This is a genomic window from Nocardia aobensis NBRC 100429, from assembly GCF_000308375.1.
GTDB classification, from domain to species: domain Bacteria; phylum Actinomycetota; class Actinomycetes; order Mycobacteriales; family Mycobacteriaceae; genus Nocardia; species Nocardia aobensis.
In genome coordinates this window covers 1-12,244 of record NZ_BAFQ01000264.1, presented here as the reverse complement: position 1 = coordinate 12,244, position 12,244 = coordinate 1, and the positions used below count along the sequence as shown (strand labels likewise).

Annotated in this window: 5 protein-coding genes; all 5 read left to right on the top strand. The window is 64.1% G+C overall.

The genetic code is table 11. The features are described from left to right. Nucleotides 1-1,252: 3'-5' exonuclease (locus RJ03_RS28245; RefSeq protein ID WP_036508082.1), on the top strand; the 1,252-nt coding region annotated here is incomplete at its 5' end. Between the two features lie 769 nt (nt 1,253-2,021). Next, on the top strand, nt 2,022-4,502 hold the full coding sequence (locus tag RJ03_RS28240; RefSeq protein ID WP_245552404.1) for an ATP-binding protein: 2,481 nt from the start codon (nt 2,022-2,024) through the stop codon (nt 4,500-4,502). Continuing rightward, nucleotides 4,487-4,885: a hypothetical protein gene (locus RJ03_RS28235; protein ID WP_036508081.1), complete on the top strand. Its 399-nt coding sequence runs from the start codon at nt 4,487-4,489 to the stop codon at nt 4,883-4,885. Before RJ03_RS28240 ends, RJ03_RS28235 begins: the two co-directional genes overlap by 16 nt. Before the next feature lie 185 nt (nt 4,886-5,070). Further along, on the top strand, nt 5,071-11,070 hold the full coding sequence (gene proA, locus RJ03_RS28230; RefSeq protein ID WP_051025344.1) for an anti-phage protein ProA: 6,000 nt from the start codon (nt 5,071-5,073) through the stop codon (nt 11,068-11,070). 101 nt (nt 11,071-11,171) lie between these two features. Further along, a partial coding sequence (locus RJ03_RS28225; protein ID WP_036508079.1) for a hypothetical protein occupies nt 11,172-12,244 on the top strand: 1,073 nt, incomplete at its 3' end.

The window sequence follows — 12,244 nt, the reverse complement described above, 5'->3', positions numbered from 1 at the left end:
GAGAATTCTCGATCCTGGCGTCACCATCGCACAGCGTCCCGGCGATCCGGGGATCTATGTCGCGGGTATCGATAAGCTCGCCAACGACATCGTGAATCGAGCGGGCGATCTGACCGCGGCCACCACGGCGATCTTCGGCGGGCCCGTCGATGTCGCCTCGAAGCGCACGGTCCAGGACCGCGTCTGGCGTGAGATCGTCCATTCCGGCGGCAGTGGTCTCGATCAGCGGCTCGCCACGCCGGCTTTCCTCGAAAACGAGTACGTCTCAGTTGTTTTGGCCAACAAGGTCACGACACCGGAACAGTACCTCCGGGTTGCGCGGGCCGGGCGCGGCGTACGGCTGAGCCGGGCACAGCGCATCGCAGTCTGGAAATTGATCGAAGCGTTCCGCCGGCACAGCCGAACCGACGGCAGCCTCAGCTTCCCGGAAATCCTGGCGATCGCTGCCGAACACTTGACTCTCGAACAATCGGCGGGCCGATCCTTCGTAGCCGACCACGTACTCGTGGACGAAGCCCAGGATCTTCATGCCACTCACTGGGCTCTGCTGCGCGCACTCGTGCCCGAGGGCCGCAACGATCTGTTCATCGCCGAAGACTCGCATCAGCGTATCTACGGGCAGCCGGTTGTCCTGGGGCGGATGGGAATCAAGATCGTCGGCCGCTCGCGCCGCCTCACCTTGAACTACCGGACCACCGCGCAGAATCTGAACTTCGCGGTCGGAATCCTCTCCGGCGCCGACTATCACGACCTGGAGGAAGGCGAAGAGTCCACGCTCGGCTACCGCTCCGCCCGCCTGGGACCCGACCCCGATCGCCACCAATGTTCCTCCCTCGCAGATGAATTGGACTACGTGGCACGGATTGTCCGACAGTGGCTCGACGAAGGAACCGAACCCGAAACGATCGCGGTGCTTACCCGCGGCCAGAACGAACGCACACAGTTCGTTCGGGCACTCGGCGAACGAGGGATCGAAGCCCGCGCACTCGACGACAATCCGGCGACGACTGGGCACGTCCAAGTGCTGACCATGCACAGGTCGAAAGGCATGGAGTTCTCGCGGGTCATCCTCGCCGGTGTGGACGACGCCCATGTCCCGTCGCAGGCGGCCCTGCGGACCGTCCCGGAAGAAGAACGGGCGGAGGCGGAACTGCGGGAGCGCTCACTGCTGTATGTGGCGGCGAGCCGGGCTCGGGACGAGCTGGTCGTGACGTGGAGCGGGCAGGCCTCGGCACTCCTCGGAGCCGGGTAGGTTCGGGCGGCCCGGCATGCCGGACGCCTGGCCTACCCAGGTGTGATCCCCCACGAGCGCCGACCATCCGGCTGATGTGAACTCGACGGCTCTGTCAGAGCCTGCCTTTCCGGAAACTCATTGACACTGTTTTCACTCTAATCTACGTTATACAACGAATCACGGCGGGCGGACCGCCGGGATGTCCGCCGACCCTCGTGGACCCGAATGTTGACTCGTGCCAATCGATTCGGAACGGAAAGCAGGACCGATGAATATCAGGAAGATCGCATCCAGCACAGCTCTGGCCGCCATCGTCACCGGCGCCACAGCCATCGCCGCTACACCGGCCCATGCCGACCACATCCGCGGATCCGCGGTGGGCGTCTCCACAGCGACCGCATACTCCGACACACCGGAACCGACAACGGCAACAAGGCCCGCGGCCATCGAACCCGTTGGGGCAGGGTGCACTTACCTACCGGGGCAGCCCGAGCCCCTGGCGATCTTGGAGCGCAACCAATCAATGGGGCTCGGTCTCGCGTTCGGCCTGATGGCAGGTGCGGCGGCGGGAGCCGGTTCGAGCGCGGTAACTCTAGGACTCGCTGCGCCCCTTACTGTTCCGCTCGGTATGGCCATCCGCGCCGGAACCGGCGCCGCCCTCGGCTACAACGCCTATCAGGTACCGGCGGGCTGCGTTCCCGGTCGGTAAGCGTAGGTCGACAAACTGGGCCCCGCTGGTCGAACCGACCCCTCGGCGGCCGAATTCTCGAAAGACTTTACCTCTCGCGTGTTCGGCGAGTCTGCGTTCTTCGCCTGTGCAACAAAAGCATTCGTATTGATTGGGGGATCTTCTATGCAGAGCACACCATCCACGGTCGAAGTCTCCGACATCGACGCAGAGTGCCTGCGCGACCTGGTATCCGACGAGATCTCCGCCGACATGTCGGTCCAACCAGACGTAGCCGCAACGATATTGGCAGCCTTCCCCGATAGCGCCCCCACCGGCCCCGGATCCGGCGGGGTACTGGCCGGGATGTTCCTGCGATCGATCACGGTGAACGGCTTCCGAGGTATCGGACCGAAGACAACGCTGGACCTTCAGCCCGCGCCCGGCCTGACGCTCGTCGTCGGCCGAAATGGTTGCGGCAAATCCAGTTTCGCCGAGGCCGCAGAGTTCGCGATCACCGGCGACAACAAGCGATGGTCCGACCGCGGCCGAATCTGGCGTGATGGCTGGCGGAATCTGCACGACGGCGAGGCACCAGCCATCGAAGTCGAACTGCAGACCGAGTCCGCAGAGAACCCGCTCACCATCACCGGTACCTGGGGCGCCGGAGCGGGACTCGACGACGGCAGCTGGACCACCCGCCGCAAAGCGGGTGAGCCGATGCCGTTGGACCGCGCCGACCTCGCCCGGCCGCTGGAATTGTTCCGTCCATTCTTGTCCTACAGCGAGCTGGGCTCACTGATCGACGGCACGCCGACCGCGATGTACGACGCGCTGCACCGCCTGCTCGGTCTCGACGATCTCAGCGTCGCGCTGCAGAACCTACAGCGGCGACGACTCGAGATCGACAAGGCCGCCAAGGAAGTCAAACAAGGCAAAGAGGCTATGCTGGCGGAATTGTCGGCCGTCGACGACGACCGTGCGCGCGCGGTGTTCGAGCTGCTCGACCGGCGAATCAACAACCTGTCCGCCATCTCTCAGGCGGTGCTCGGTGCCGAAGAGGATGCTTCCGGCCCCGCGACGGCCCTCAGCGGCATTGCCGCGCTCGGGCTCCCCGACTCAACTCTGCTGGTGGAGGCCACCGGGCGTCTCGATGCCGCCGCAGCACAATTGACTAGTGCGGCGACAGCAGACGCCGACGCGGACACCGCGATTCTGGAGATCTTGGACCTCGCCGCCACCTACGCCGCCGACGATTGCCTCTGCCCGGTATGCGGGGAAGGGCAACTGGACGCGCAGTGGAGGGAGCGGACAGGCCGGAAGATCGCCGACATCCGACGGCGCACCGCCGACCTCGCGGCGGCCAGGCGCGCGCACAACGCGGCGGTGTCCGAGGCACGCGGCCTGATTCAACCTGTCCCGCAAGCATTGTCGAGTTGCCCCATCGATGCCGGTGACACGCTGCGAGAGTGGCGGGCATGGGCGGATTTGCGAACCGCAGATGCCGCACAGCTGCCGACACTGATGCGCGAGCACTACCAACGATTCACCGTTGCGCTGTCGGACCTGCAGGGGCGAGCGCGCGCCGAGCTGTCCCGCCTGGACACGGTCTGGGCGCCACTGGCGGTACGGATCGCCGCCTGGGTCGAGCGGGCTACTTCGACCGCAACCGCCGCCGATGAACTGAGGACCGTGAAGGTCGCCGAGGCGTGGCTCAAGAATGCCGCCGCCGGTCTGCGCACCGAGCGCATGCGGCCACTGGCCGAGCTCTCGCAACATATTTGGACCACGCTGCGCCAGCAGAGCAATGTCGAGCTCGGTGGAGTCGTGCTGACGGGCAGTGCGCAGCAGCGCCGGGTGAGCCTGGATGTGACGGTCGACGGGGTGGCCGGTGCCGCGCTGGGAGTGATGAGCCAGGGCGAACTGCACTCGCTGGGGTTGTCGCTGTTCCTGCCGCGTGCCACGGCGGCGCAGAGTCCGTTCCGGTTCCTGGTGATCGACGACCCGGTTCAGTCCATGGATCCCGCCAAGGTCGACGGGTTGGCCCGAGTTCTGGACGAGGTGGCGCGATCCCGGCAGGTAGTCGTTTTCACACACGACCTGCGGTTGTCCGAAGCCGTACGCCGCCTGCACATTCCGGCCACCATTCTCGATGTACAGCGGCGGGAGCGGTCGGTCGTGGAAGTCCGGGTGTCGGTCGACCCGATCCGCCGCAACCTCGCCGATGCCCGCGCATTGCAGTCGACGCCCCGGTTGCCCAAGGACGAAGCCAATGAGCTGATCGCATTGTGCTGCCGACAAGCGATCGAGTCCGCTAGCACCGCAAAAGTCCGAAAGATACTGGGTGAGAACGGCCTCAGCCAGATCGCCATCGACGAGCAGCTCGCGGCGGCCGAACGAACCAAACAGAAGCTCGCACTCGCCCTGTTTCTGGACCGAACGAAAGAGGCCGCGGCCCTCGCACGCCTGGACCGGGAACTCGCCCCGTGGGCGTCGTCGGTGATCGAGGCATGTAATCGCGGCGCGCACGGCAGCACCCGCGGAGACCTCGAAGACCTCATCAACCGCGCGGAGAGGATCACGGCATGGCTCAGCAACTGACGCTCGTCCGCTCCAGGCTCGCCACTGCCGACATGCTCATCACCGACGCTACGGCCGACCTGGACGGCCTCTGGCCGAGGGCATCAGCGTGGATGCTGCGCATTGCCGTCGAGCACGCCATCGAAGAACTGTGGAAATCGGTATCGCCACGGATGGTCTCGGTAACCCGGCGTGCCCAGCTGCTGGTTCTTCCCAGGTACATCGGTGCGCAGGCTGCCGGCGAGGCGCGTGTCCTGTGGGCGGAACTGTCGGTCGTCACTCATCATCACGACTACGAACTGAACCCGACCGTGCAGCAGTTGCGGCGGTGGCAAGAAAGTTCCGAGCGTGTAGTGGCAGCGATCGACGCGGCGGTGCGCGCACATACCGGCGCGAGCCGGTAACCGTTGCGCTACAACGTGTTCTACTTCGTCGCGTCAACAGCAGGCGTGAGATATCGGGACACGCGGGTAGCGATTGCGTCTGTCACATTTTCAGGTCATCCGCCGATGTCAGTTGGGGTGATCGCCGGGGCGCATCCGGGCGCGGCCGAGCCAACGAAGAGTTCTGGGGCATAGAGGAGGTAGGTGTGGGGCAAACCGCGCTGTGGGAGGACACCACCGCAGTGGAGTCCGGGCTGACCGTTCAAGTTCTGACCCAACCCGCGATCAATCTGGCGCTCGTCCACAACGGCGTGCCGCTGATCTCCGGACTTCGTGTCACGAACGATTCGGGCTCATCGGTGGTCGACATGACCGTGACCGTCCGCCTCCACGGCGACGGCGCCGAACTGACCCCGGCATGGCAGCGAACCCACGACGGAGACCTGTCCGACGGCGCGGACGTGTTCTGGGACGATTTCGGCACCTTCGCGCCGCAGACGTCCTACCTCCGGGAGCTGAACGAAAGTCACCCCGCGACACTGAGCGTCACCGTGACGCGAATGTGGGGACCCGCCGTCCATCTCACGACGCCGATCCGGGTTCTCGCACACAACGAGTGGTTCAACGCACCGATCTTCTACGACTCGCTTGCGGCGTTCGTCCAACCGAATACCAAATCCGTACAGTCGGTTCTCGACGATGCCGCGGAACTCCTGCGAACCAATACCGGCGATTCCTCGATCAGCGGCTACCAAGCAGGCCCGGAGCGAGCCGCGCTCATTGCCGCCGCGATCTACGAGGTCCTGCGCGCACGGCGCATCCGCTACATCAACCCTCCTGCTTCGTTCGAGGCGACCGGACAGAAGATCCGCACCACCGCAGGAGTTCTCGAAGAACGGTTCGGCACATGCATCGACCTCTCCGTCACCTATGCGGCCTGCCTCGAGGCATCGGGTCTGCGCCCGCTCGTGTGGCTGGTGACCGGGCACGCCTTCGCCGGCTTTCTGAGCGAAGAAGTGAACTTGTCTCATCCGTCCTTGACCGAGCAGAACGCTCTCGTCAATCTTGTCGAGTCGGGTATCGCCGTGCCTGTCGAAGCGGTGTTCTACGAGGAGTCACCGAAAGGCAGCTTTACCAGCGCCATAGCGACGGCACGACAGCACTTCAGTAACCCCGAGTCACTGGCCGGAGTTGTCGACATCGCTGCTGCCAGGAGAAGCGGTGTACGCCCCCTGCCCAGCACCGATGACGTCGCCGCCGCGGCTTCCCCCGAGCCGACGAAAATCGGCGGAATCGTGCTGGACTTGCCCGATGAGCTTCGGGCTCAGAATCAGAACGACGAAATCTTGGACACGACAGACTCCGCTCCGGCACGCGTCCGAAAGTGGAAGCGATCGCTCCTCGACTTGAGCACCCGCAACAGGTTGCTGAACCTGAAGGCGTCATCTCAGGTGATCGACTTGCATGTCCCCCACAACGGCCTGCCGATCCTCGACGACATCGTTCATGCGGATACTCCTCTTACACTGGCGCCACACGACGACCTCGCGTCCATTCATCAACTTCAAGGTGCGCGGCGTGCCGCCGAGATCGACCCGGATGTACTGCGGGCGTATCTCTCCGAGGACCACCAGCTGTACGCCGCCGTTCCGAACACCGCCTACACGCGCAGATTCAAAGAGCTCGCACGTACCGCACGGACGCTGTTCGAAGAAACCGGCAGTTCGAACCTCTACCTGACGCTCGGCGCGCTCGTCCACCACACGAGTACGGGCGCCGAGGCGCGGGCTCCGCTGTTTCTCCTTCCGGTGAAAATCACTGGCGGTACGGGACGTAAACAGTTCCAAATCAGTACCAACACAACCGAAGTCGCGAGTCCGAACTACTGCCTGGTTGAGTGGCTGCGTCTGAAGCACAACGTTTCGATAGAGGCACTCGAAGCACCGAAGTTGGACGACAGCGGAATCGATATCGTCCACGCCCTTCGCGGGATCCGGAGCGCTCTGGTCGAGAACAACATCGATCTGCGGGTGGATGAGGTCGCAACGCTCGCCATCTGCCAATTCGGTACGTTCGGCATGTGGAAGGACCTCAGCGACAGCTGGGAATTCCTCGAGCAGGGTCCTATCGTGCGGCATCTGACGCATCATCCCGGCGAGTCGTTCCATGACCCGAACTCGGACGGTGATGCCGGTCTGGAGCACCTCGAGGTCGACGAAAGTACTGTGCCCGTGCCGATTCCGGCCGACGGCTCACAGCTCAGAGCGATCGCGCTCGCCGCGGCCGGCCGCACATTCGTCCTCGAAGGCCCGCCCGGAACAGGTAAGTCCCAGACGATCACGAATCTGATCGCGCACGCCTTGGAGCAGGGCAAGACCGTTCTCTTCGTTGCAGAGAAGCAGGCAGCGCTCGACGTCGTGAAACGGCGCCTCGAACGGGTGGGTCTGCAGAACTTCACTCTCGACTTGCACGGCAAGAGTCAGAGTCCCAACATGATTCGCGATCAGCTCAAGGCGGCGATCGACAATTCGATCCGCTACAACGAGCGCACGTGGGACGCCCGGCTAGCGGACTTTCAGGCGAGGCTCGCACCACTTTCCGACTATCCGAGAAAACTGCATCAGCGCAACGGTATCGACTATTCGCTCTGGAGCGCCTTCGAGGAGATCCTCGAGACCGGCGACGGTCCGGTAGCCCCCATTCCGATTTCCTATGTCGCTCGCCCTTCCGAGAACTGGTCGGCGGTCAAGGCTGCCCTCGACCTCTTCTCGCGGGCGGCCCGTCCTCTGGACATCGCTCCCGGCGTGCCATGGGCTCTGGCAGGCGCCATTCCGAGCTCAGTGGGCGCGGAGCAGATCGCCCCTGCCGTGCGTCGGTTTGCCAACGCGGTCGATGCCGCGGACGCGAGCGATCGCGTACGGTCCCTACTGGCGGCCATCGACGGCCCCGAGCGGCTCGTCTCCTTGATCGAACCGGCAAAGCGCCAGCTCGGTCGACCGGTTCCGGACACGTCCACGCTTGCTTGGATGCGCGGCCCGCAATTCGCCGGGTCGCTGAAGGCGCTGATGGCGGAAATCGAACAGCTGCAGCGAAACTGCGCTCCGCTGCTGGCGAGGTTTACGCCGATTTTCGTCGAAACCGGTGATATTGCCCCCATGGTTGCCGAGGCCGAAGACTGCGACAAAGGGATGTTCGGCCGGAAGAAGAAGGCCGAGCAGTTTCAGCGCAATATGGCTCCGTTCGCTCAACCAGGCGCCGATCTCGCACCACAGAGCGTCCTGCCCCTGCTGCGGGCGATCCCTGGTGCGCGCGAGCACGTTTCGCGAACTCAGACACTCGCCGGGGAACTGCTCGGACCCTTCATGCCGGCGCGCTGGAATCCCCTCGCCCCCCGCAGCGCGGAAGAACTGCGGCCGATCTTCGACTACATCGCCGCGACGCTCCGATTCATCGACTCTTCCCCCGACGAGTGGCGTCTGCTCGAAACTACGGGTTTCCCGGCCGATCGAGAGATCGGGTTGCTCGAGGAAGTGAGCGACGCGTGGACCCAGTTGCGACAGTGTCTCGGCACCACCGACGACGATGTGACCCGCTGGCGTAACAGCGAACACTGGCTCACCGCGTGGAAGCGCACGAGTGGCGAACTCATCGAAGACGCCGAGCTTTTCAATGCGCGGCACCTGCTCGACTGGTCCAGGATGTCCAGCTACCTCGCACCCCTGCGCCGCGCAGGACTCGACGAGTTCGTGGAAGCACTTCTGACCGCGCGCATTCCGGCCGCCGACGCAACGGCGGCCTTCATCCGCGGAACCGCTGCTACATCGCTGGACGAACGCCGCCGATCGACCGGCTTGAACAACTTTCTTTCCGACCTTCGAGACGGCGAAATCGACGACTTCGTGCGCGCTGCGGAGTTGCTGCGACACGAACAGGTCAAGGCCCTTGCTGCAACACTGCTCAAGCGGCGGCCCTTCCAAGCCGGTTCGCTCACCGGCGAAGTCGGGGAACTGCGACGTTCGCTGGACAGAAAGCGTGGCGGCCTCAGCTTCCGGCAATTGATGAACAAGTACGCCGATTACATTCTGGCGGCCACCCCGTGTGTTTTCGTCAGTCCGGCCTCGCTCGCGAAGTTCATAGCGCCCGGCTCCGCGACGTTCGACATCGTCGTATTCGATGAAGCGTCGCAGGTGACCGTGGCGCAAGCGATCGGCGCCCTCGGTCGCGGCCGGTCGGCAGTCATCGTCGGCGACTCGCAGCAGATGCCGCCGACCTCATTCGGTCAGGTCACCGCGTCCGATGAGGACGACGCGCACGAGGAGGGCGAACTCGCCCCGGAAGATCTGGACAGCATCCTCACCGAATGTGTCGAGTCGGGCGTTCCGCGTCTGTGGTTGTCGTGGCACTACCGCAGCCAGGACGAGACACTCATCAGCTTCTCCAACCAGAAGTACTACGAGGGGCGGCTCGCCAGCCTGCCCTCCCCCGGCGGAGACAACACTGCGGGCGTCGAATGGCGACGCGTCGCCGGGCAGTTCAACCGCGAGGATCGTGGCCGTGAGCACCGCACGAATCGTGTCGAAGCAGAAGCCGTCGTCGAGGAGATTCGAACCCGTTTGGCGACACCACATCTGGCGCACCAGAGCATCGGCGTCGTGACGTTCAACGCCCAACAACGCACTCTCGTAGAGGACCTGCTCGATGAGTGCGACGATCCGCTCGTTCGCGAGAACCTGCGGCCGGATGCCGAAGAAGGCATATTCGTCAAGAACCTGGAGAACGTTCAGGGTGACGAGCGCGACGTCATCTTGTTCACCACCGCATTTTCGACGAAGCCGGGCGAGACACAGCTACCGCTGAACTTCGGCCCGCTCAGCCGGTCGGGCGGCGAAAAACGCTTCAATGTCGCGATCACCCGGGCACGCCGCAAGGTCATCGTGTTCACCTCGTTCGACCCATCGCACATCGACCTGTCCCGGACGAAATCCGTTGGTATGGCCCACCTGCGCGGTTACCTCGAAATGGCATCGCACGGACCTAGCTCGGGTGAACACCCCCGCGACGGCCTCGGGCTCGACCCCATTCAAAGAGACATCTGCGCCGGACTGCGCGAGCGTGGCTACGAGGTGGAGACGAACTACGGGCTCTCCGACTTCGTCCTCGACCTCGTCGTACGCGAAACCGGATGTGAGCATTGGCAAGTGGCTATCATGCTCGACGGCCCACGGTGGGCGGAACGGCCGACGGCCGCAGACCGGGATCTGACACCGCGGCTGCTCGAAACGATGATGCATTGGGGTTCGTCGCTGCGGGTGTGGTTACCAGACTGGATCGACAACCGCAGCGCCGTACTCGACCGCATCGACGCCGCGATCGAAACATCGCGCTCGAAATATGAGGCATTCGAAGCCGAACTCGCCGCGGCAGCGGAAGAGCGGGCGGCCCTCATCGCGAAGATGGAAGCGGAGGCCGCGGACGAATCCGGGCAGCTTGATGTGGTAGCCGCTGAGACAGAACACAGTTCGACGGTCGGGTCGGCCTACAGCTCGGTGCAGCTGGATGAGCCGGAGTTCGTCGCAAGCGCGCCGATCGCGAGCAGCCTCGGCTCTGCGGCGAATGTTGTGAACAAGCCGGCCGCGCGAGACTGGAACGGCCGAGGCACCACTTATCTCTCCGCATCGACGACAACGCTCGGCGATCGGACGGATCTCGACCGAACGAAGTCGGCGTCGGTGCGGCGCATCATCACCGATGCCGTACGAGAAACCGTGGAGACCGAGGGACCCATTGCTTTGGATCGACTCGCGCGCGTCGTCGCGAATCGATTCGGCTACGACCGAGTGTCCGCCGCGCGCAAGTTATTTGTCATCGACTGCGTCCCCACCGAGCTAGTTCACTCGGGCCCGCTCGGCACGTTCGTGTGGCCGCATCAGATCGACAGGGCGACGTGGGCCGGTTACCGCACCACCCCGGTAGGCATGACTCGGCCGCTCAGCGATATTGCGCCCGAGGAAATCATCAGCGCCATGAGGGCTGCCTGCGCCAGCGCGGACCTGGACGATGAGGCGCTGATGCGCGCGACTTTGACGATTTTCAACCAGGGACGACTCAGGGGTGCTGGCCGGGAGCGGTTGGAAGCGTGCATCGCCGCCGGTCTGGCGGAAGGACGGCTCATCCGGATCGGCTCGCACATACGGCCCGGAGCCTGACAGATCCTCGTACGAAACCGCAGGGCCTTTCGGCGCAAATGTGTCGGTGGGACCCGATACATTCCATTTAGAGACCCGAGCCAAGAAGGTCGCAGACGCAAATGGTCGATACCGCAACAGGTTCCGATGAGCAGAATCACTCTGAGATTGCAGTAATCGCCGATGAGTTCGGCGCACTGGTCATCGGCAGCGATGATGCACTCACTGATTTCGCCGACGAGTGGGACCAACACAATCGCGCCGAGGTAGCCGAACTGCCCGCGGTGCAGATCGGCACGACGCTCGGTTCGGTCACGACCGCGCTGCTCTCCACTGGCGCACCTGTGGCCCGCTACCTCCCCGGGGCCGACGTTTGGGAGAAGTCCGGACGACCGCGCCCCGGAACGGTGGTCACCTTCCACCGGACCGTGCGTTCAGCCGAGACGGGAAAAATCCTGTCGAACACGAGGATTGCTCCGGTGGCCGCGGTGCCTGGAGTCGGGCAGGCCGCCATCGCCGCATTGACTGTGCAGATGGCGCTTGAGCAGTTTGCCGACAGGATCATCGCACGTCTCGACAAAATCGAGGACAAGGTCGATGACGTACTCCGACTGGCTTCCGCCCAACGACTCGGCGACGTATACGGGCACCGACGCATCCTCCAGCGCCGCATTCAAGAGCTTGGTTCGGGCGTCGTGCTCACCGATACCGATTGGTCGAGTATCGCCGCACTCGGCGCCGACTTGGAGGTCGGAGTTGAACGACTGCGCCGGCACGCGTTGCTGCTCACCGATCAGCTCAACCCGGACGACTCCGCGGACAAACGTGCCGACCAGCTCGAATCGGCCGTTCACAAAGGACGACTGAAGGAGACGCTGAAACTACTTCTCGTCGCCCAGCATTCGCTCTACTTGTGGCAGCGCCTGCGACTGGAACGCATTCGGTCCGCCGAGCCCGAATATCTCGAACAAACAGCGGCCAGCGCCCGCGCCACCCTGAGCGAACACCTCGAAGCCGACCATGACCTGGCAAGCCGACTGCGCGATGTACTCGACCGCCATACGGTGCTGCGCGTAACGGAGGTGCATCGGCAACTCGCGGGGCGCAAGCTGACGAAGAACCGAGATGCGCTGAGCCACATGGTCGACTCGTTCATCGAAGCCCGCGCACTCCAGATCGGCAGCTGGGGAGGGGG

Bases quoted from the DNA above. Each gene is read 5' to 3' on its own strand.
- RJ03_RS28235 (WP_036508081.1), top strand. From the start codon at position 4,487: ATGGCTCAGCAACTGACGCTCGTCCGCTCCAGGCTCGCCACTGCCGAC.